The following is a 20,947-nucleotide window of genomic DNA, read 5'->3' as shown; positions in this document are numbered from 1 at the left end:
AAGTGTCGAATGGGCAGCGTCGCATAAAGCGCTCGGCATAATGGTCGCCGGCGCCTTTCCGTGCCCGCCGGCGGGTCAGCCGGCCAGCCGGGTGCCGCCGTCCGCGAGGACGACCGGAAGGCCGGTCGCCGCCGAGCGGTTCGCGGCCACGCCGACCAGCACCCCGGCGACACCCGCGCGGTACCCCGCCTGGCGGGCGAGCGGGTCGTCCGACGGGCCGCGGAACACGTCGTCGAGCAGCAGGACGTCGCCGCCGCCGTGCGCGCCCGCGCCCCCCACGATCGCGATCTCCTCCGGCCGCCGCCAGTGCCGGTGCAGGACGAGCCGCTCCGCCGCGCCCTCCGCGTGCTCCTTCCCGGACGCGGTCGGGTCGATCGCCGCGTGCGGCGGTGTCCACGCCCGCTCGACGACGTCCAGCTCCAGCCGTCCGGCGGTGCCGTTGACGACCACCCGGTACCCCTCGGCGGGCGCGTGGGCGTTGAGGGAGTAGGTCAGCAGCGCGCCGCCCTCGTACCGGACGAGCACCGACATGTTGTCGTCGATGCTCACGCCTTCGCCGAACACGTCCCGGTCCCGGAGGTAGCCGTCCTCGTGCTCGGCGTCCAGGTAGAGGCGCTTCAGCCGGGGGTCGGCGGACAGGTCCGGCAGGAACGGGTCCGTGCCGAGTCCCGGGGCGCCGAACGCCCGCGCGGGCCGGTCCGCGAGCCCGCGCGCCCGGGCGTTCCCGGCGCCGTAGAAGCGCAGGGAGGTCTGGGCGTAGACGGACGCGGCGGCATCGGCGATCCACCAGTTGACCAGGTCGAAGTGGTGGCTGGCCTTGTGCACCAGCAGGCCGCCCGAGTTCGCCCTGTCCCGGTGCCAGCGGCGGAAGTAGTCGGCACCGTGGATGGTGTCGAGCGCCCACCCGAAGTGCACCGAGGTGACCTCGCCGATCGCGCCCTCCGCGATCACCCGGCGGACCGCGCTGTTGCGCGGCGAGTAGCGGTAGTTGAACGTGACGACGAGCCTGCCGGTGCTCCGCTCGGCCGCCGCGGCGATGGCCGCGCAGTCCTCGGCGGTGGTGCACAGCGGCTTCTCCACGACGACGTCCTTGCCCGCGTCGAGGGCGGCGACCACGTAGCGGGCGTGGGCGGAGTCGACGGTGGCGACCACGACGGCGTCGCAGGTTTCGAGCATCTTCCCGAACTGCTCGGGCGCGAAGCACGGGACGTCGCGGCCGATCCGCTCGAGGTGGTAGCGCAGGCGGGTCCGGTTGGGGTCGCAGAGCGCGACGATCTCGCCGGTGTCGCGCCACTCGCCGAGCAGCGCGTCGACGTACATCTGCGCCCGGTGGCCGAGCCCGACGAAGGCGTATCGCATGGTGCGGGGAACTCCAGGGATCAGGGGCGCCGGGTGTGGGGGAGCCGTGCGGCCCGGCCGTTTCACCGGGTACCTACAGTGTGGATGCCCCGTCCTTGACTTGAGGGCGGGGAGGAAACGCGGCGCGGTGACTCTCCGGGTTTTGTCGGTGGCGGTCGGTATGGTGCGGGCGTGTCCCGGTACCGGTTGTGTCCGACCCCTGCCCAGGAGGCGGGGTTGTTGGAGCATTGTGCGCATGCCCGGTTCGTGTGGAACCTGGCGGTGGAGCAGCACGGGTGGTGGACGCCGCGGCGCGGCGCGGCCCCGGGTTTTGCGGTGCAGTGCCGCCAGTTGACCGAGGCCCGCGCCGCGTTCGGGTGGCTGGCGGCCGGTTCGGTGACGGTGCAGCAGCAGGCGCTGAAGGATTTCGCGCAGGCGATGGCGAACTTCTTCGCGGGCACGCACCGGCGGCCCACTTGGCGCAAGGCCGGGCGGCACGAGGGGTTCCGGATCGTGGGAGCCCGCGGCCCGGCGTGGGAGGTGCGGCGGTTGAACCGCCGCACCGGCCAGGTGCGGATCCCGAAGGTGGGGTGGGTGCGGTTCCGCTGGTCCCGCCCGGTACCCGGCGGGGTGAAGTCGTTCCGGGTGACCCGCGACCGCGCCGGCCGGTGGCATGTCGCGTTCGCCGCGATCCCCGACCCCGTCCCCGCTCCCGGCAACGGTGCGGCGGTCGGCGTCGACCGGGGGGTGGCGGTGTCGGCCGCGTTGTCGACCGGCGAGACCCTGAACGTGCCGGGCCTGACGGCGGGCGAGGCCGAGCGGCTGGACCGGTTGCTGCGGCGGCTGGCCCGCGCGAAACCGGGGTCGAACCGCCGCGCACGGGTCAAGGCCGCCATCGCCCGCCTCAAGGCGCGTGAGGCCGACCGCCGCAAGGATTGGGTGGAGAAGACCTCGACCGGTCTGGCGCGCCGTTTCGACGTCATCGCCGTTGAGGACCTGAACGTGGCGGCCATGACCCGCTCGGTGCGCGGCACCCTGGAGGAGCCGGGCGTGAACGTCGGCGCCAAGGCCGGGCTCAACCGGGGCATCCTCGCCAATGGTTGGGGCCGGCTCGCCGCCCGGCTGGAGCACAAGGCTCCGGGACGAGTCGTCAAGGTCGACCCGCGTTACACGTCGCAGACCTGCAACCCCTGCGGGCACCGGGCCCCGGACAACCGCGAGAGCCAAGCGGTGTTCCGGTGTGCGGCCTGCGGGCATCGGGCCAACGCCGACGTCAACGCAGCATGCAACATCAGGGATACCGCCGTGGGACGCACGGTGGCCGCGCGGGGAGGCACGCCGTTGGGCGGGCCGGTGAACCGCGAACCTCAACCTGCTCTCCTGCCTGCGTAGGGGAATGGGGTGGAATCCCCCGCCTTCACTTCAGGCGGGGGAGGACGTCAAGGGCCGCACGGCTCGTCGGGTGGTGCTGGGACGCCGGTGTTCCAGGGCCGCGGTGTTACTGGGCCGCGGCCCTACCGGGCCGCGTTACTGGGACAGGGCGTTGTTGGCCTCGGTCAGGAAGGTCTTGGCGGCCTCGTCGGGCTTCGCCTCGCCGAACAGCACCGAGTCGGTGGCGCGCTTCAGGATGTCCTCCATCTCCATCGCGCCCTTCGGCGGGACGACGATCGGGCTGAGATCGCTCTTGATCGAGTCCATGAAGGCCAGGACCTTCTGGTCGGCCGGCGACAGCTTGTCCTTGATCGCGGTGACGACCGCGGAGTTGGTGGGCAGGCCGCGGTCGCTGAGCAGGATCGCGCCGGCGGCCGGGTCGTTGACCAGGAAGTCGACGAACTTCTGCGCCGCGGCGCCCTCCTCGGTCTTCGCCGAGATCGTGTAGTACATCGCCGGCTGCAGGAACATGCCGGACGCGGTGGCGCCCGGCGACTTCGGCATGCGCAGCAGGCTCAGCTCCTGGCCGGAGCCCTTGGTCAGCGCGTCGAGCTGGTTGCTCCACCAGCTCCCGAACACGCTCTTGTTGGTGGCGAGCAGCGCCTGGTCGACCTTGGTGCCGGTCTCCAGCATCTCGGCGGCGCCCGGCCCGGCCTTGGTGTCGATGATCTTCTGCAGCAGGGCCCACCAGTCCTTGATGGTCTGCTCGGTCAGCGCGACCTTGCCGCCGGAGTAGAACTGCTCGCCGCGCTGCGCGGCGAAGATCTGCAGGAACGCGGGGTTCTCGTTGTACTCGGTGCCCCAGACCTCGCCGCCGCTCTCCTCGGTCACCTTCTGGGACGTGGCGATGTAGTCGTCCCAGGTCCACGTCTTGTCGTCCGGGAGCTTCTGGCCGTGCTCCGCCAGCGCCGTCTCGTTGACGATCATCGGGAAGGCGTTGACCCCGGTGGGGATCGCGTACTGCTTGCCGTCGACCTGCCCGGCCTTGAGGACCTCCTGGTCGAGTCCGGCGGTGTCGACCTTCCCGGCCACGTCGGCGAGGATGCCGCGGTTCGCGAACTCCGCCAGGCCGCGGATCTCGATCGACATGACGTCCGGGGCCTCCCCGGCCGCGGTCTTGGTGGCGAGCTTCTCGTAGTAGCTGTCCCAGTCGGAGAAGTCGCCCTCGACGTCGATCGCGGGGTTCTTCTTCTCGAACTCGGCGATGGCGGCCTCGGTCAGCTTCTGCCGCGAGTCGTTGCCCCAGTAGGAGAAGACGACCTTCGTCTTGCCGCCGGACCCGTCGTCGCCGCCTCCGCACGCGGTGGCCGACACCGCGAGGAGGGTGGCGGCCGCGGCCGCCAGAATGCGCTTCATCTGTTGTACCTCCGGGGGGACAGGGGTGGGGTTGTGGAGGGCCGCTACTTGAGGCCGGTGGTCGAGATGCCTCGGACGAGGTATTTCTGGCCGGCCAGGAAGAAACCGAAGATGGGGCCGATCGAGACGATCGACATCGCGAACATCGGCCCCCAGGAGGAGTCGCCGCTCGTGTCCATGAAATGGCGCAGCGCGACCGGGGCCGTGAGGTTGTCGGAATTGGTGAGGTAGAGGTTCTGGGTGAAGAAGTCGTTCCACGTCCAGATGAACGTGAAGATCGCCGTGGTGGCCAGCGCGGGCACGCACAGCGGCATGACCACCTGGAGGAACGTGCGGAAGTGCCCCGCGCCGTCGATCGCGGCCGCCTCGTCCAGTTCCCGGGGGAGGGTGCGGATGAACTGCACCATCAGGAAGATGAAGAATGCGTCGGTGGCCAGGAACTTCGGCACGACGATCGGCCAGATCGTGTTGATCCAGTCGATCTTGTTGAACGCGATGTACTGCGGCACGACCGTCACGTGGTGCGGCAGCATGATCGAGACCAGCATGATCGCGAACCAGAGCTTCTTGAACGGGAACTCCAGCCGCGCGAACGCGTAGGCCGCCAGCGAGCAGGCGAGCAGGTTGCCGGCGACCGCCAGGCCGGTGATGACCGCCGAGTTCCACATGTAGTAGCCGAAGGAGTGCTTGAGCGCGTCCCAGCCGCCGGAGTAGTTCTCGCCGGTCACCTCGGACGGCACCAGGCCGGGCTCCCGGAAGATCAGTTCCTCGGGCTTGACCGAGCTGGAGAGCATCCAGAGCAGCGGGTAGAGCATGAACAGCCCGAACACGATCAGCAGGACGTGCTTGGTCAGCCGCGAGGCGGGGCGGAACAGGATCGGCACGCGCCCGCCCGCAGCCGGTCCGCCGGTCGCCCGCTTACTTGTCGTCGCCATAGAAGACCCAGAATCGAGACATGAGGAAGTTGACGGCGGTCAGGACCGCGATGATGAGGAGGAGCACCCACGCCATGGCGGCCGCGTAGCCCATCTCGTAGTTCTTGAAGCCCTTGAGGTAGAGGTAGAGCGTGTAGAAGAGGGTCGAGTCGACCGGTCCGCCGGTGCCGCCGCTGACGACGAACGACTGGGTGAACGACTGGAACGACTTGATCACTTCGAGCACGGCGTTGAAGAAGATGATCGGCGTGAGCAGCGGCAGCGTGATCGAGCGGAACTGCCGGATCCGCCCGGCCCCGTCGACCCGCGCCGCCTCGTAGAGGTTCTGCGGGATCTGCCGGAGCCCGGCCAGGAAGATCACCATCGGGGCGCCGAACGTCCAGACGTGCAGGATGATCAGTGTCCACAGCGCGGTGTCGGGGCTCGTGACCCAGCCCTGCCCCTGGTAGCCGAACCAGCCCAGGAACGTGTTGACGATCCCGTCCGTCCCGAAGATCTTGCGCCACAGGATGGAGATCGCCACGCTGCCCCCGAGCAGCGAGGGCAGGTAGAACATCGACCGGTAGAACGACAGCCCGCGCAGCCCCTTGTCCAGCGCCAGCGCCAGCCCGAGGGCGAATGCGAGCTGGAGGGGGACCGAGACGACCACGTAGATGGTCGTGACCTTGAGCGAGTTGAGGTAGCGGTCGTCGGCCGTGAACATCCTGTCGTAGTTGTCCAGGCCGATCCACTGCGCCTCGCTCAGCAGGCTGTAGTCGGTGAACGACAGGTACAGCGACGCGATCATCGGGCCGAGCGTGATGGCGAACAGGCCGAGGAACCAGGGGGCCAGGAACAGGTAGGCGGTCCACGCCTGCGCGCGGGCACGGGAGCTCTTGCGGCGTCCGGGCGGGCGGTCGCCCGGCTCCACGGGGGAGGACGTGACCGGCGGCCCGGCCGTCTCCGGCGCCGGACCGGCCGCGGCGGGCCTAAGCGTCATCACTCGCCCTTCGGTGGGTCGGAGGGTGTTGAGATAGCGCTTTCTTAGCGCGCTGGCGGAGATGTCGTCAACCCTTTGCAGTGAGATACCTCACTGTCCGCGCTGGCCGGTTCCGGTATTTCGGCAGGTCAACGTTGTTTCTGCGGACGGAGCGTCGCGAGAAGACTTCCGTCCGCGCCGCTTGTTACTACAACCGTTTGCAGCGGGGTCAGGAGACGCCGAAGCGGTACTCGGTGACCGAGACGTGCGTCGTCCCGGGGCGCAGCACCGCGGACGGGAACTCCGGCCGGTTCGGCGCGTCGGGGAACCGCTGGGTCTCCAGACACAGGCCCGCGAACGGGCCGAACGGGGTGGCGGCGCCGTCCAGCATGTGGCCGGTGTAGAACTGCACGCCCGGTTCGGTGGTGGCGACCTCCAGCGAACGGCCGCTGTCCGGGTCGGTGACCGTGGCCCGGCCGCGGAGGTCGTGGTCCTCCTCGCCGTGGCCGCCGGGCCGCGCACCGGAGTGGGCGCCGGTGGTGAAGACGTAGCAGTGGTCGTAGCGGCCGCCGAGCCGCGCGTCCACGCGGGCGGGGACGGTGAAGTCGAACGGCGTCCCCGCCACCGGGGCCGGTTCGCCCGTGGGGATCTTCCCCTCGTCCACCGGCAGGTAGTGGTCGGCCTCCATCGTCACCACGTGGCCGCGCACGTCACCGCCGCCCGCGAGGTTGAAGTAGGAGTGGTTGGTCAGGTTGAGCACGGTCGGGGCGTCGGTCGTCGCGCGGTACTCCAGCCGCAGCGTGTCGCCGTCCAGCAGGTAGCGGACGCTCGCCGCCAGCCTGCCGGGGTAGCCCTCCTCGCCGTCGGGGCTCACCAGGCTCAGCAGGAGATCCGCGGGACCCGCGGGCTCGGCCCGCCACACCCGCTTGTCGAAGCCGCGGACGCCGCCGTGCAGGCTGTGCGCACCGTCGTTCGCCGCGAGCCGGTACTCCTTGCCGTCGAGGGTGAACCTGGCGTGGCCGATGCGGTTGCCGTACCGTCCGACGACCGCGCCGAAGTACCGGCTGCGGTGCAGGTAGTCGTCCACCGAGCCGAGGCCGAGCACCACGTTGGTGCCGTCGGCCACCTCCAGCCGCTGGACGGTCGCGCCGAGGGTGAGGACCGCGACGCGCAACCGCCCGTTGTCCAGCACGTACCGGTCGACCTGCTCGCCTTCCGGGGTGACGCCGAAGAGGTCGTGACCTGACATGGGGCCTGCCTTTCAGTGGGGGGAGCCGCTCCCACCTCTCCCGGGGGCAGAGGTCGGAGCCTTGGGGGGAGCGGTGGACTCGCGGACCACCAGGTGGGTCTCCAGGACGGCCGCCGCGCTCATCGACGTGATGAGCAGGTCGACGGCCATGCGCCCGGCGTCGGCCGTGGGCATGGCGACCGTGGTGAGCTTGGGCCGGTACAGGCGCCCGGTGATGCTGCCGTCGATGCCGATCACGCTGATGTCGCCGGGGACGCCGACGCCCAGTTCCTCCAGGCCCTCGATGAGGCCGATGGCCACGAGGTCGTTGTAGGCGAGCACGGCGGTCACGCCCGACGCCGCCACCTGGCCGGCGACGGTGACGCCGCCCTCCTCGGTGGGCGCGTTGGGGCCGATGACGACCGTCTCGACGCCGGGCCTGTCCGTGACGGCCTTGCGGATCTCGCCGCTCGTCCACGACCCGGACGGCCCCGACACGAGGGCGACGCGCCGGTGGCCCAGCCCCGCGAGGTGCTCCATCGCCGTGCGGGCGCCGCGGGCGACGTCCATGACCACGGTCGTCACCCCGCGCAGCCGCCGGTTGACCAGGACGAACGGGATCGTCTTGACCAGCTTCTCCAGCGCCTTGTTCGACGACCGGGGGCTGCACAGCACGATGCCGTCGACCTGCTTGGAGAAGGCCAGGACGAGTTCCTGCTCCTTGGCGGGATCCTCGTCGGTGTCGGCGACGAACAGGTGGTAGTCCCGGGCGCGGGCGGCGGCCTGGGCGGCCTTGATCAGCGGGGGGAAGAACGGGTTCGCGAGATCGGCGACGATCAGCCCGAGGTTGTTCGTCCGGCCGGTGGTGAGGGACCGGGCCGCCCGGTTGGGCCGGTAGCCGAGCCGCTCCGCCACCGCCAGCACCCGGGTCCGCGTCTCGGCGTTCACCATGTGCGGCGCGGAGAAGGTCCGCGACACCGTCGACACGTGCACGCCGGACGCGTGCGCGACGTCCCGGATAGTCACTGCCATGGCGCCCACCCTAACGCAACCGTTTGCAAGGTCGGAGTGATCACTGCGACCGTTTGTACTGGTGGAGCGCTGATGCCTTGACGTCCGGCCCCCCGGGGGCGATCGTTACTGCAACTGGTTGCAGCACCGAAGGAGTCCATGCGGTGAGCAGAGTGCTCGTCACCGGAAGCGCGGGCCGGCTGGGCCGGAGCGTCGTCACCACGCTGGCGGCCGCCGGACACGAGGTGATCGGCGTCGACAGCGCCCCGGGCACCCCGGGGGAGGCCGCCCAGTCCCTGCCCGCCGACCTCACCGATCTGGGCGAGGCCCACTCGGCGATCACCCGTTTCCGGCCGGACGCCGTCGTCCATCTCGCCGCCATCGCGGTGCCCTTCGGCCGGACGGACGCCACGACGTTCCGCGTCAACACCCAGCTGGCGTTCAACGTGTGCGCGGCCGCGGTGGCGCTGGACGTGCCGGAGCTGGTCGTCGCGAGCAGCCCCACGGTGCTGGGCTACGGCGCGCCCGGCGGCTGGACGCCCGCCTACCTGCCGCTGGACGAGGAGCACCCGCCGCGGCCCTGGAACGTCTACAGCCTGTCGAAGCTGGTCGCCGAGCAGACCATGCAGACGTTCGCCCGCTCCGCCACCGGCACGCGGATGGCGGCGTTCCGCCCCTGCTTCGTGATCGCGCCCGAGGAGTGGGAGGGCGCCCCGACCCAGTCCGGGCACACCCTCCGCGAGCGGCTGGACCGGCCGGAGATCGGCAGCGTGTCGCTGTTCAACTACCTCGACGCCCGGGACGCCGGCGAGTTCATCGGCGCGCTCCTCGCCCAGTTGCCCCGGCTCGAACGCAACGGCGAGGTGTTCTTCGCCGGTGCCGGGGACGCGCTGGCCCGCGAGCCGCTGGCCGAACTGCTGCCCCGGTTCTTCCCCGCGACCGCCGAGGCCGCCGGCGCGCTCACCGGCACCTCCCCGGCGTTCTCCTCCGCCAAGGCCGAGCGGCTGCTCGGCTGGACCGCCAAGCGCAGCTGGCGCACCGAGCTCGCCTGAAGGGCGGCCCCCATGACGTTTGGGATCAAGGTGCTCAGGATCAAGGCGCTCGGGACCAAGGCGCTCGTGATCAAGGCACTCGTGCTCAAGGAGCAGAAATGATCAAGGACCTGGCGGTCGTCGCGCGGTCGGTGCCGCTGGCCCGGCCGTGGGGCGCGGACGTGCCGTGCAACCACGTCCTGTTCGTCACGCTGACACTGGACGACGGGCGGTCCGGAACCGGGATCTCCTGGACGCCGCAGATCGGGATGCACGCGGTGCAGGCGCTGCTGGAGCACGATGTCCGCGACGCGGTGATCGGGCTTCCGGCGCACCCGGGCGTCGTCTGGGACCGGCTTTCGGCGCGTCTCGGCGAGGCGGGACGTGCCGGGATCGTCCCGATCGCCATGGCGGGGGTCGATCTCGCGCTGTGGGACCTGGAATGCGGTGACCGCTCCCTGGTGGACGTCCTCGGGGCGCGGCGCGACGCCGTCCCCGTCTACGGCAGCGGGATCAACCGGCACTACCCGCTGGACGAGCTGACCGCCCAGGCCGAGCGCTGGGCCGCCGCCGGGTACCCGGCCGTCAAGATCAAGGTGGGGCGGCCGTCGCTCGCCGAGGACGTCGCGCGGGTCGCGGCCGTCCGGGACGTCGTCGGCCCCGGCACCGCGCTGATGATCGACGCGAACCAGCGGTGGGACCTGCACCGGGCCCGCACCGCGCTGCGGGCGCTGGAGCGGTTCGACCTGGCCTGGATCGAGGAGCCGCTGCCCGCCGACGACCTCGCCGCCCACGTCGAGCTGCGCCGGAGCATCGGCACGCCGGTCGCCGTGGGGGAGAACGTCACCACCACCCACGGCTTCCGCGACCTGCTGACCGCCGGTGCGTGCGACGTCGTCCAGCCGAACGTGGTGCGGGTCGGGGGGATCACGCCGTTCCTGCGCATCGCCGAGCTCGCCCGCGTCTTCGACGTCCCGGTGTACCCGCACCTGCTCACCGAGCTGTCGGGCCAGCTCGCCCTCGCCCTGCACCATCCCGCGATGGTGGAGGCGCCGGAGGACGCCACGCTCACCGACCTCGGGCTGCTCGCCGGCCCGCCCCCGGTGGAGATCACCGGCGCGGAGCTGCGGGCGACGGGCGCGCCGACGCGGTGGGCCGCGCCGTGACGCCCGTGCGGGTCGTGGTCGCCGGGGTCAACGGCTACGGGCGCAACCACCTGGCGAACGTCCGGCGGCTGGCGGCGGCCGGGCGGGCCGAGCTGGCCGGGGTGTGCGACATCGCGCCGCCGTCCGGGCTGGACGTGCCGAGCGGGCCGGATCTCGCCGCGCTGATCCGGGAGACCGGGGCGGAGGCGGCGGTGATCGCCACCCCGATCCACACCCACGCGCCGCTGGCCGTGGCCGCGCTCCGGGCCGGGGCGCACGTGCTGCTGGAGAAGCCGCCCGCGCCGTCGGTCGCGGAGTTCCGCGCGATCTCCGCCGCGGTGGCCGAGACCGGGCTCGGCTGCCAGGTCGGCTTCCAGTCGCTCGGCTCGCACGCGATCCCGGCCGCGCGGGACCTGCTGGGCGAGCCGCTCCGCGCCATCGGGGTCGCGGGGGCGTGGACCAGGCCGTTCTCGTACTTCACCCGTTCGCCGTGGGCGGGCCGCCGGCGGCTCGACGGGGTCGACGTCATGGACGGGGCCCTCACCAATCCGTTCGCCCACGCCGTCGCCTCCGCGCTGGCCGTGGCCGGAGCGGACACCGTCGACTCCGTCGGCGGCATCGAGCTGGAGCTGTACCGCGCCAACGCGATCGAGTCCGACGACACCTCCAGCGCCCGGCTCCGCCTCGCGGACGGGACGGTGATCGCGATCACCGTCTCGCTCTGCTCCGGCCGGCGCACCGAGCCCTACCTCCACCTCCACGGCGAGACCCGGTCGGCCCGGCTCTTCTACACCCTGGACGAGATCGAGGCCGGCGGCGTCCGGACCGGCTTCGGCCGGGCCGACCTGCTCGGCGACCTCCTCGCGCACATCCGGGACGGCACGCCGCTCCTGGTGCCGCTCGCGCGCACCGGCGGCTTCACCCGGCTGCTCGACGAGATCCGGCGCGCGCCGCGACCGCGCCCGGTCGAGAAGCGGTTCGTCCGGACGGAGCCGACCCGGCTGGTGCTGCCCGGCATCGAGGATCTGGCCGTCCGCGCGGCGCGGGACCTCGCGACGCTCTCCGAGCTGGGCTTCCCCGGCGGCCTCGGCACGGTCGAAGACCCGTGGCCGGAGCCGGCGCTGCGGGTGGGCGCGCGGGAGGTCGCCTCCTACATCCGGCGCGGGGACCTGCAGGCCACCGATGCCCCGCGACCTCACCTGCACCCTGTACGGACCCTCGGCGGGACCGTCGTCACCGAGACCCAGCCGGACGACCACGTCCATCACTTCGGGGCAGGCGTCGCGATCTCCGACGTGGACGGGGCCAACTTCTGGGGCGGCTCCACCTACGTCCGCGGCGTGGGCCCGAAGATACTGCCCAACCACGGGCAGCAGCGCCGGCGCACGCTCCGGCCCATCCGGGGCGGCTACGCCGACGCCCTCGACTGGGTCGGCCCGGACGGCACCGTCCTGGCCGCCGAGGAACGGACGCTGACCGCGCGTCCCGCCGGCGGCGGGGCCTGGGCGCTGGACTTCGCGTTCACGCTGACCGGCCGGACCGGGAGGCCCCTCGTCCTGCAAAGTTCGGCCTGCAAGGGCCGCGCCGGCGCGGGCTATGGCGGGTTCTTCTGGCGCGCACCCAAGAACTCCCCCGGCCTGGACGTCTTCACTGGCGAGGCGGCAGGGGAGGAGGCCGTGCACGGCAGCGTCACGCCCTGGCTGGCGCTGGTCTCGGACGCGTGGAGCCTGGTGTTCGTGCAGACCACCGGGCTCGACCCCTGGTTCGTGCGCGTCGCCGGATACCCCGGTGTCGGCCCCGCCCTGGCCTGGGAGAAGCCGCTGACCATCGCGGACAGCCTGACCCGGGCGCTCACCGTCGTCGTCGCCGACGGACGGCTCACCCCGGGCCAGGCCCGCGAAGCGGCCGGTGCTCTGAGCCCAGGCGCGCCCCGATCGCCTGGATGACACGGGACGCTGTCTTGTTCGGGTGCTCAGCGCAGACGGGCCTCGATCGCCTGGATGACGCGGGACTCTGTCCGGTACGGGGTGCTCAGCGCAGGCGGGCCTCGATCGCCTCGATGACGCGGGGCCGGAGTTCGGCGGCGCGGATGACGGCGTCGACGGAACCGACCTGGACCGCGCGGTGGATGTCGTGGACGCGGTCGAACTCCGCGGCCACTTCGCCGAGCTTCTCCGCGCGGACCATCGCGCGGAGCTCCTCCAGCTCGGCGGTCAGCACGGCCCGCTCGGGACCGCCGGCGACGGCGACGCGGGCCTCCAGGTCCCGCACCCGCCGGTCGGCGGCGGTGCGGGCGTTGACGTCGCCGGAGAACACCACCGCGGCGGCGGGCGCGCCGCCGAGCACCGACGCGAACGACCCCTCCACCGCCAGCACCGTCATGTTCGGGTTCAGCGCCTTGGAGAACACCACGAACGCGCCGCCGTGGTACCGCGAGATCACGCAGAACACGATGGGCCCGCGGAAGTTCACGATCGCACGGCCGATCTCGGCGCCGTACTCCAGCTGCAGCTTCCGCATCGACTCGGGCGAGCCGTCGAAGCCGGACAGGTTCGCCAGCACCACCAGCGGCCGGTTGCCGCTGGCCGCGTTGATCGCCCGCGCGGCCTTCTTCGACGACCGCGGGAACAGGGTGCCCGCGGTGTAGGCGTCCGGGCCGTCGGTCGGCGGGAAGCCGCGCCGCGGCACGGACCGCGACTCGACGCCGAGCAGGCACACCGGGATGCCGCCGAGGTGGACGTCCTGGACGGCCGCGGTCTCCGCGTCGGCCATCCCGGCCCAGCGTTCCAGGACCGGGTGGTCCTGGTCGGACAGCGCCCGCATCACGGTCCGGATGTCGAACGGCTTCTTGCGGTCCGGGTTGGCCTCGGCGGAGAAGATCTCGCCGACCGTGCTGAAGTCGCTGCCCGCCAGGACATGCGGGAAGCCGGAGATGTCGCGGTCGACCGGGTCGGTGGTCGTGGCCCGGCGCGGTGCCCGCTCGTCCGGCGCGACGTAGGTGTGGGCGTAGTGCGACATCAGCACGTCCCGCGCGGCGGCCAGGTTCGGCGCCCAGTACTGCGCCTGGCCGTTCGGGCCCATCACCCGGTCGTAGCCGCCGATGCCGAAGTTGTCCTCGGCGGACACGCCGCCGGAGAAGTCGAGCGACTGCTTGCCGGTCAGCACCATCGCCGAGTCCGGCGTCATCACGAGGACGCCCTTGGTGTGCATGAGCATCGTCGCCTCGGCGTTCCAGTACGGCTGCGCGCCCACGTTGATGCCCGCGACCACGATGTTGATCTCGCCGCCGTCCTGGGTGAACTCGACGATCCGCTTGAGCGCGGCGGCGACCCAGTCCATGTTCTCCGTGCCGGACTCCATGGAGATCCGGGCGCCCGCGGACAGCGCGTACCACTCCAGCGGCACCCGCATCCGCTCCGCCAGGTCCAGCGCGGCGATCACGCGGCGGCACTCCGGCTCCGACAGCGCGCCGAGCGCCTTGGTCGGGTCGCCGAGCAGCACGACCCTGGTGACGCCCCGCGGGTGCAACCGGGTCCGCGTGGTGACGACGCCCGCGACGATCGCCGCGGTGTTGCGCCCCTTCGGCCGGTCGACCGGGACCAGCGCGCCGCCGTCGTCCAGGTCGTGCTCGACGAAGTCGCCGAGCAGCCGGGTCAGCTCGTACGGGTACACGGTGTTGCGGCTGCTCGCGCGCAGCACCTTCTGCCGGTAGCCGTCGAGCGGCTCGACGGGCTCGTCCGTCGGCTCGCCGACCCGCAGCCTGGTGCCGCCGGCGGCGTCGAACCCGACCCGCACCGCGATCTTGCGCGGTTCGCCGGTCGCCGGGTCGCGCTGCCGCCCGATGAGCAGGATCTCCTCCAGCCCGGCGCCCGCGGTCGTCGGCACGACGCGCTTGGCCAGCGTCTCCAGCTCGGCGCGGGTGAGCTCGCTCGGCGGCCAGACGTAGATCACGATCCGGTTGGTGGGGAACCGGTTCTGCGACGCCCGCCGCGACCGTGCCCGGCGGATCGAGTCGACGCAGGACGCGATCGTGTACTCGGCGGTCGGCAGCGTCAGCAGCCTGCCGTCGTGGTCGCGCAGCTCGGTCAGGTCGCGCACCTGCGCGAACGCGACGAGCCGGTCGTCGGACGGGTTCTCCCGCGCCACGGCCCGGTAGAGGTAGACCTCCTCGTCCGACGACGGCAGGCGCGTCAGGTCGAACCGGTTCAGCCGCTCCATCTTCATCCGCTGCGCGATGTACGGGTGCAGGCCGCGGATCAGCCGCTCCTCGGCCATCCCCGAGGCGGACGGGCGGAACGTGAAGTGGTGGTGCATCACCGCGCCGCTGCTGCCCGCGACGGTGGCGGTGACGCGGCGGACCCCCTCCGGCAGCGGATGCTCGTTGATGACGTCGTGCAGCGCCGCCGCCATCGCGTCGAAGTCCTCCGGCTGCTTCTCCCAGGAGAGGTAGATGTCGGCGTCCACGGCCGCCTCGCCGCCCGCCAGCTCCGCGAGCCCGCGCAGCGCGCCGCCGAGCCCGTCGAAGCCGACCGCGGCGGAGACGAGGTGCTTGCCGTCGCGTTCGGCGACCACGAACGCGCAGCCCGCGGCCTCGCTGGTGCGGACGCCGGTGAGGCCCTTGTTGCCGTAGTACCGCCGCGTCAGCACCTCCAGCATGACCGCGTTGTCCCGGTCGTGGCGGACGAGGCGCTGGCCGAGCAGCCGCACCAGCGGCTCGGTGCTGCGGACCATCTCGGCGATGCGCTCGGCGCGGTCCGGCGCGTCCGGGTTCGCGTCCAGGTGCCGCAGGTGGCGGCGGACGTCGGCGTAGACGCGGGCGCGGTTGCGGCGCAGCAGCGGCTGGGCGAACCAGGCGAACACCACGCCGCACGCGAGGTCGTAGACCACCGGGAAGCGGACCTGCGTCGCGGCGATCAGCCGCTCCAGCGCGAGGCCGGCCGGCTCGCGCAGCGCCCCCTCCGGCGGCGGCTCCTGCAGCCAGGTGCGCAGCAGCGCCGCGATGACCGCGGCGTCGGCCGCGGCGCGCTGCTGCGCGAGGAAGATGCGGAACACCGCGGCCTCCAGCCCGGCGGAGCGTTCGAGCTCGGTGACGCCGTAGTGCCCGAGCGCCGTGGCGAGCTCGGCCTGGAACGACTCCGGCAGCCCGGCCCGCTCGACGTCCAGGCTCTGCAGGTAGCTGTGGAAGTGCTCCCGCGCGCTGTGGACGTGGCCGTCCCCGTCGCCGCCCGCCCCGCCGCCGCCCGCGGGCCGGTTGCGGCTCAGCTCGGCGAGGTCGGCGAACACGTCGATGAGCCCGAGTTCCTCGGCCAGCGGCTGGTGGCCCTCGGCGACGGCGGCGCGGCGCGCGGCCAGGTAGTCGTCCAGCACCCGGCCTTCGTCGTGCGGGTCGACGTCGAAGCCCAGCAGCAGGCTGCGCAGGTCCTCCTGGGCGCGGGTGATCCGCACCCTGGCCGGGGCCCGCTCGGGCGCGGCGGGCAGGTCCAGCTCGACGGCCGCGGTGGACGACACGTCCTCGGCCTCGCCGTCGTCGTCGGCGAGCGGCTCCAGCCTCAGCAGCGGCGCGCCGGTCTCCACCTGGCTGCCCACGGACACGGCGCATTCCTTCAGCCGCGCCTTGAACGGCGCCCGCAGCACCGTCTCCATCTTCATGCTCTCCAGCACCAGGACCGGCGCGCCCGCCTCGACCTCGGCGCCCGGCTTCAGCGGCGTGTCCACGACCAGCGCGGGCGCGGGGGAGCGGATCACGCCGCCCTCGTCGCGGCTCACGCGGTGCGTCACGCCGTCGACCTCGACCAGGTGGATCGGGCCGTGCGTGCCGGTGAGCAGGCGGTGCCGGGTGCCGTTGACGACGATCTGCCCGGTGTGCCGGTCGAAGCGCTCCAGTTCGACGTCGGCGGTGCGGACCGTGCCGTCGCCGCCGTTCCCCGTCTCGACGCCGACGCGGAAGCGGTCCGCGCCGATCCGCGCGACCCGCACCCGGTAGCCCGCGCCGCGGAGCTTGAGGTCGAGGGGACGTCCGCTCTCGTGCTGCACCTGGGGGCGCCCGCCGAACGCCGTCGACAGCAGCCGCTGCCGCTCGGCGCGCTCCTCCTCCTCGTACGCCTCGATGGCGGCGGCGGCCAGCGCGACGGCGGAGTGCCGGTGCGTGACGAGCCCGCCCTCGTCGCGGACGCGGTCGATCCAGCCGGTGTCGGCGCTCGCGTCGATCACCTCGGGCCGGTCGAGCAGGTCGAGCACGAAGCTCTTGTTGGTCGCGCCGCCCTCGATGATCACGGTGGTCTGCGCCATCGCCCGGCGCAGCCTGCCGAGCGCCTGTGCGCGGTCGGCGCCGTAGGCGATGATCTTCGCGATCATCGAGTCGAAGTCGGCGGGGATGGTGTCGCCCTCGCTGACGCCGGTGTCGACCCGGATGCCCGGCCCGGCGGGCAGGTCCAGCCGCGCGATGCGGCCGGGGGACGGCGCGAAGTCGCGGTCGGGGTCCTCGGCGTTCAGCCGGGCCTCGATCGCGTGCCCCCGCTCCGCCGGCGGGCCGCCCTCCAGCCGGCCGCCCGCCGCCACGTGCAGCTGCGCCCTGACCAGGTCGAACCCGGTGGTGGCCTCGGTGATCGGGTGCTCGACCTGCAGGCGGGTGTTCACCTCCAGGAACGCGAACAGCCGGTCACCGGGGTGGTACAGGAACTCGACGGTCGCCGCGCCGCGGTAGCCGACCGCGAGGGCGAGCCGCTCCGCCGACGCCTTCAGCTCCGCCGTCTGCGCCGCGCTGAGCACCGGCGACGCCGACTCCTCGATGATCTTCTGGTTGCGCCGCTGCACCGAGCAGTCGCGGACGCCGAGCGCCCACGCCGTCCCCTGGCCGTCGGCGATCACCTGGACCTCGACGTGCCGGGCGTCGGTCACGAGGCGCTCCAGGAAGACGACGCCGCTGCCGAACGCCCGCGCCGCCTCCTGGCTGGTGCGCTCGTAGGCGTCGGTGAGCTCGCCGGCGTTCGTGACCACGCGGATGCCGCGCCCGCCGCCGCCCGCGGTCGCCTTGAGCATCAGCGGGTAGCCGATCTTCTCCGCCGCGGCGAGGGCGGCGTCGAGCGTCTCGACCGGACCGCGGCTCCACGGCGCGACCGGTACCCCGACCTCCTCGGCGAGCAGCTTCGCGCCGATCTTGTCGCCGAGCTTGCGCATGGCGTCCGGGCTCGGGCCCACGAAGGTGACGCCGAGCCTCTCGCAGAGCTCGGCGAACGCCGGGTCCTCCGCGACGAAGCCCCAGCCCACCCACGCGGCGTTGGCGCCGGTCTCCACCAGCGCCCGCTCCAGCACCTTCAGGTCGAGGTAGGGACGCGCGGACGCCGGTCCGAGCTCGTAGGCGAGATCGGCCTCGCGGACGAACGTGGCCGTGCGGTCGACGTCGGTGTGCAGGGCGACGGTCTCGATCCGCGTCCCGGTCTCCGCGGTGATGTCCCGTACGGCGTGGATGAGCCGCATGGCGGCCTCACCACGGTTGACGATGGCGACACGACTGAACACCCGACCGAGCCCTTCTCCAGACCAACACTTGCGCACCGCGACACGGCCGTCCCGGCAGGTATCACCTTTCCGTCCCACCCGGCCGCGGCGCCATGCCGGACACAACTCATGCTGCGCCGCTCGAATTGTGGAGAACCTTCAAAAACGCGGTGCCGCGAGCGGTCACGCGACGTCGCGGCGGATCAGCACTCCGGTGATGACGACGAAGACGGCGAGGTAGCAGAGCCCCACGGTGACCGCGGCGCCGCCGCCCAGGTTGTCGACCACACCGGGGGAACCGCCCTCCGACACCGGGTTCCCCCCGATCGCCGAGGCGATCGACCCGGCTGCCGTGCCGGGCAGGACGTCCGTGACCGGCCCCAGCCAGTCGAGCAGGGACGAGACGGCGCGCAGCAGGTTCTCCACCGCGAGCGTCCACACCAGCCCGAGCGCTACGGCGAGCGCGGGATTGCGGGTGAGCGTGCCGACGGCCATACCGGCGGCCGTCCACAGGGCCAGGATCAGGACACCGCCGCCGAGCCCGCGCGCCACGTCCCCTGCGGCGGGCATGGCGATGCTCTGACCCTCGACAGAAGCGAGCGATACCGCGATGCCGAGGTCGATGGCGAACGTCCCCAGCACGACGGCGACGACGACGCCGCCGAGAGCGGCGAGGGTGCCGCCGAGCACGGCCGAGCGTCCCGGGCCCTGGGTGAACGCGGTCTTCCACGTCCCCCACCCGTAGCCGCTGCCCGCGGTCAGCGCGCCCAGCGCGAACAGGATCGCCCCACCGAACATGGGCATCCCCTGCACCACCGCGACGGGAACGCTCTCCGGCATGACGTCGGCGAGCAACTGCCCGGGATCGGCCCCCTCATTGGCGAACCCGCCGCCATTTCTGTACGAGAGGTACGGGAACACGTACCCGAAGGTGATGTTCAGCAGCAGCCACACCCCGCCAAGCGTCCACAAGGCAGGCCACCGCCGCAGCCGCAGGACCTCCGCGCGCGTACTCGCGGTGAGCGCGGTCATCGGGCCACCTCCTCATCGGCGGTCATCTCGAAGAAGACCTCTTCCAGCGAGCGTTCGACCGGGCGTATCTCGTGGACGTCGACGTCCGCCGCCACCAGCGCCCGGGTGACCTCGGCCGCCCGGCCCGGGTCGACGCGCAGCAGCAGCGCGCCGCCGTCGACCGTCACGTCGTCCCCGGCTAGCCGCTTGCTCACGTCCAGCGCGGTGCTCAGCGGCTCGGCCCGCACCCGCAGGCCACCGGCACCCCGCAGTTCCCCGACCGTGGCCTCCACGATGAGCCGCCCCCGGTTGATCACCCCGACCCGGTCGCACGTCTCCTGGACCTCGCTCAGCATGTGGCTGGACAGCAGCACCGTGTGCCCCGCGGCGGCCAGCTCGGTCAGCAGCCGCCGCATGTCCCCGACACCCGCGGGGTCGAGCCCGTTGGTGGGCTCGTCCAGGACCAGCAGGCCGGGATCACCGAGCAGCGCCGCGGCGACCCCGAGCCGCTGCTTCATCCCGAGGGAGTACGTCTTGAACGGGTCGGACGCCCGCCCGGCGAGGCCGACCCGTGACAGCACCCGCCCGACGTCGCCGTCACCGATTCCGCGGTACCGCGCCAGCACGCGCAGGTTGTCGCGCCCGCTGAGATACGGGTAGAACCCCGGCCCCTCGACCAGCGCGCCGACGTGCCGGTTCACACCCGCGCCGCCGGCCGGCCGCCCCAGCACGGTCGCCGACCCGCCGCTCGGACGGATCAGCCCGAGAATCATGCGCAGGGTCGTCGTCTTCCCGGCCCCGTTCGGCCCCAGGAAGCCGTACACCTCCCCCCGCCGCACGGTCAGGCTCACCGAATCAACGGCGACATGCTCCCCATACCTCTTCGTCAACCCCCGAGTGCGGACGGCCTCCGCACCCTGGCTCCTCGCATTCCCACTCATGCCACCGATCGTGCCCGCCGCCACCCGCCAAGGTCGTCCCACAGACGACGACACCCCAACTACGCCCCCCGACGTACACGGCTCTCCGGATGGCCGCGCGGGAGCGAGCCCGTGACCGCGCGATGGGGTGCGGTCAGGGGTGGTGGCGTAGGCGGTACCACTTGGGGGTGAACTGGCCGCGGCCGCAGCCGAGGTCGAGGGCCCTGCCCAGGGGGCGGGAACGCTCGGACTCCTCGCGATCCAGGAGTGCGGCGATGCTCTCCGCGGCGGCCTTTCCGTAGCGCTCCCACGGAGTGACGCCGAAACGGTACATGCGGGCGTAGTTCGTCATCCACTTGACGTTTCACGGGCCGTCCCGAGGGCCGCGGCGGGTCCCCGCCCGCCCCGGGCGGGGGTGTGCTCGGTGGTCTGTTGGTCAGGAGGTGTCGGCCAGGAGCGGGATGTCGAGCCGGGCGCGCAGGTCCGCGACGGAGATGTCGAACGACTCCAGCAGGCGGACGCCGTCGGGGGTGATCTCGAAGACGGCCTGGTCGGTGTAGACGCGGCTGACGCAGCCGACCCCCGTGAGGGGGTACGTGCAGGCGGGCACGAGCTTCGGGCTGCCGTCCCTCGCGAAGAGCGTCATCATCACGTAGACCTGCTTGGCGCCGATCGCCAGGTCCATCGCGCCGCCGACGGCGGGGATCGAGCCGGGCGCGCCGGTGTCCCAGTTGGCGAGGTCGCCGCCCGCCGACACCTGGAAGGCGCCCATGACGCATACGTCGAGGTGGCCGCCGCGCATCATGGCGAAGGAGTCCGCGTGGTGGAAGTACGCGGCGCCGGGAAGCTCGGTGATGGGCACCTTGCCGGCGTTGGTGAGGTCGGGGTCGACCTCGTCGCCGGTGGCCGCGGGGCCCATGCCCAGCATGCCGTTCTCGGTGTGCAGGACGACGCCGAACTCGGCCGGAAGGTGGTCGGCGACCTTGGTGGGTTGGCCGATGCCGAGGTTGACGAAGCTGCCCGGTGCGATGTCCTGCGCGACGCGGGCCGCGAGCTGGTCACGATCGAGCGGCATCAGCGGGCTCC

General features: G+C 72.4%; 14 protein-coding genes and 1 pseudogene. 4 read left to right on the top strand and 11 right to left on the bottom strand.

Annotation, left to right across the window (positions count from 1 at the left end; genetic code table 11):
• Positions 1-75: 75 nt before the first annotated feature.
• A complete protein-coding gene (locus E1289_RS15465) occupies positions 76-1,359 on the bottom strand; it encodes a Gfo/Idh/MocA family oxidoreductase (protein WP_131980617.1) in 1,284 nt (427 codons plus the stop codon).
• Between the two features lie 171 nt (positions 1,360-1,530).
• On the opposite strand from E1289_RS15465, the gene E1289_RS15460 reads away from it, so the two are divergent.
• Entirely contained in the window at positions 1,531-2,730 is a 1,200-nt protein-coding gene (locus E1289_RS15460; RefSeq protein ID WP_131980615.1) for an RNA-guided endonuclease TnpB family protein, read from the top strand.
• 135 nt (positions 2,731-2,865) lie between these two features.
• Here the strand turns inward: E1289_RS15460 and E1289_RS15455 are convergent, their stop codons facing one another.
• The 5 genes from E1289_RS15455 to E1289_RS15435 all read right to left on the bottom strand — a co-directional run bounded on the left by E1289_RS15455 (position 2,866) and on the right by E1289_RS15435 (position 8,278).
• Positions 2,866-4,125 carry an extracellular solute-binding protein gene (locus tag E1289_RS15455; protein ID WP_131980613.1) on the bottom strand — a complete coding sequence of 420 codons (1,260 nt, stop codon included), beginning with the start codon at positions 4,123-4,125 and terminating at the stop codon, positions 2,866-2,868.
• 44 nt (positions 4,126-4,169) lie between these two features.
• Positions 4,170-4,940, bottom strand: a complete 771-nt coding sequence (locus tag E1289_RS15450) for a carbohydrate ABC transporter permease (protein WP_243712845.1) — start codon at positions 4,938-4,940, stop codon at positions 4,170-4,172.
• A 103-nt stretch (positions 4,941-5,043) separates the two neighbouring features.
• Positions 5,044-6,039: a sugar ABC transporter permease gene (locus tag E1289_RS15445; RefSeq protein WP_131980609.1), complete on the bottom strand. Its 996-nt coding sequence runs from the start codon at positions 6,037-6,039 to the stop codon at positions 5,044-5,046.
• A 208-nt stretch (positions 6,040-6,247) separates the two neighbouring features.
• Complete coding sequence (locus tag E1289_RS15440; RefSeq protein WP_131980607.1) at positions 6,248-7,267, bottom strand: aldose epimerase family protein; 1,020 nt, start codon at positions 7,265-7,267, stop codon at positions 6,248-6,250.
• Between the two features lie 12 nt (positions 7,268-7,279).
• Positions 7,280-8,278: a LacI family DNA-binding transcriptional regulator gene (locus tag E1289_RS15435; protein ID WP_131980605.1), complete on the bottom strand. Its 999-nt coding sequence runs from the start codon at positions 8,276-8,278 to the stop codon at positions 7,280-7,282.
• A gap of 143 nt (positions 8,279-8,421) precedes the next feature.
• Between E1289_RS15435 and E1289_RS15430 the strand changes: the two genes are divergently transcribed.
• From E1289_RS15430 to E1289_RS15420, 3 genes are all read left to right on the top strand, one after another.
• Positions 8,422-9,309 (top strand): NAD(P)-dependent oxidoreductase, encoded by an 888-nt coding sequence (locus E1289_RS15430; RefSeq protein ID WP_131980603.1) that lies wholly within the window; start codon positions 8,422-8,424, stop codon positions 9,307-9,309.
• Positions 9,310-9,407: 98 nt separating this feature from the next.
• Positions 9,408-10,454: a mandelate racemase/muconate lactonizing enzyme family protein gene (locus tag E1289_RS15425; protein WP_131980601.1), complete on the top strand. Its 1,047-nt coding sequence runs from the start codon at positions 9,408-9,410 to the stop codon at positions 10,452-10,454.
• The gene (locus E1289_RS15420) at positions 10,451-12,379 is read left to right on the top strand and encodes a DUF6807 family protein (RefSeq protein ID WP_131980599.1); all 1,929 of its coding nucleotides are present in this window, start codon (positions 10,451-10,453) and stop codon (positions 12,377-12,379) included. Before E1289_RS15425 ends, E1289_RS15420 begins: the two co-directional genes overlap by 4 nt.
• A gap of 85 nt (positions 12,380-12,464) precedes the next feature.
• On the opposite strand, the gene E1289_RS15415 is transcribed toward E1289_RS15420, so the two are convergent.
• From E1289_RS15415 to E1289_RS15395, 5 genes and pseudogenes are all read right to left on the bottom strand, one after another.
• A complete protein-coding gene (locus tag E1289_RS15415; RefSeq protein WP_131980597.1) occupies positions 12,465-17,951 on the bottom strand; it encodes a carboxyl transferase domain-containing protein in 5,487 nt (1,828 codons plus the stop codon).
• A 162-nt stretch (positions 17,952-18,113) separates the two neighbouring features.
• On the bottom strand, positions 18,114-18,962 hold the full coding sequence (locus E1289_RS15410) for an ABC transporter permease (RefSeq protein WP_131980595.1): 849 nt from the start codon (positions 18,960-18,962) through the stop codon (positions 18,114-18,116).
• On the bottom strand, positions 18,959-19,792 hold the full coding sequence (locus E1289_RS15405) for an ATP-binding cassette domain-containing protein (RefSeq protein ID WP_243712844.1): 834 nt from the start codon (positions 19,790-19,792) through the stop codon (positions 18,959-18,961). The genes E1289_RS15410 and E1289_RS15405 overlap by 4 nt, the downstream gene beginning before the upstream one ends.
• A 250-nt stretch (positions 19,793-20,042) precedes the next feature.
• Positions 20,043-20,195: pseudogene (locus E1289_RS15400) on the bottom strand (SAM-dependent methyltransferase); the annotation flags it as partial.
• Between the two features lie 102 nt (positions 20,196-20,297).
• A complete protein-coding gene (locus tag E1289_RS15395; RefSeq protein WP_131980591.1) occupies positions 20,298-20,936 on the bottom strand; it encodes a 3-oxoacid CoA-transferase subunit B in 639 nt (212 codons plus the stop codon).
• Between the last annotated feature and the right edge of the window lie 11 nt (positions 20,937-20,947).

The sequence above is a fragment of the Actinomadura sp. 6K520 genome (assembly GCF_004349245.1).
Taxonomy (GTDB): Bacteria; Actinomycetota; Actinomycetes; order Streptosporangiales; family Streptosporangiaceae; genus Spirillospora.
Note: the sequence above shows the minus strand (reverse complement) of the source record. Positions and strands in the feature narration are given on the sequence as shown.

What these genes read in the sequence shown, in the direction of transcription:
- E1289_RS15465 (WP_131980617.1), bottom strand. Translation starts at nt 1,359, where the DNA reads ATGCGATACGCCTTCGTCGGGCTCGGCCACCGGGCGCAGATGTACGTC.
- E1289_RS15455 (WP_131980613.1), bottom strand. Translation starts at nt 4,125, where the DNA reads ATGAAGCGCATTCTGGCGGCCGCGGCCGCCACCCTCCTCGCGGTGTCG.
- E1289_RS15450 (WP_243712845.1), bottom strand. Translation starts at nt 4,940, where the DNA reads ATGCTCTACCCGCTGCTCTGGATGCTCTCCAGCTCGGTCAAGCCCGAG.
- E1289_RS15445 (WP_131980609.1), bottom strand. Translation starts at nt 6,039, where the DNA reads ATGACGCTTAGGCCCGCCGCGGCCGGTCCGGCGCCGGAGACGGCCGGG.
- E1289_RS15440 (WP_131980607.1), bottom strand. Translation starts at nt 7,267, where the DNA reads ATGTCAGGTCACGACCTCTTCGGCGTCACCCCGGAAGGCGAGCAGGTC.
- E1289_RS15435 (WP_131980605.1), bottom strand. Translation starts at nt 8,278, where the DNA reads ATGGCAGTGACTATCCGGGACGTCGCGCACGCGTCCGGCGTGCACGTG.
- E1289_RS15425 (WP_131980601.1), top strand. Translation starts at nt 9,408, where the DNA reads ATGATCAAGGACCTGGCGGTCGTCGCGCGGTCGGTGCCGCTGGCCCGG.
- E1289_RS15410 (WP_131980595.1), bottom strand. Translation starts at nt 18,962, where the DNA reads ATGACCGCGCTCACCGCGAGTACGCGCGCGGAGGTCCTGCGGCTGCGG.
- E1289_RS15395 (WP_131980591.1), bottom strand. Translation starts at nt 20,936, where the DNA reads ATGCCGCTCGATCGTGACCAGCTCGCGGCCCGCGTCGCGCAGGACATC.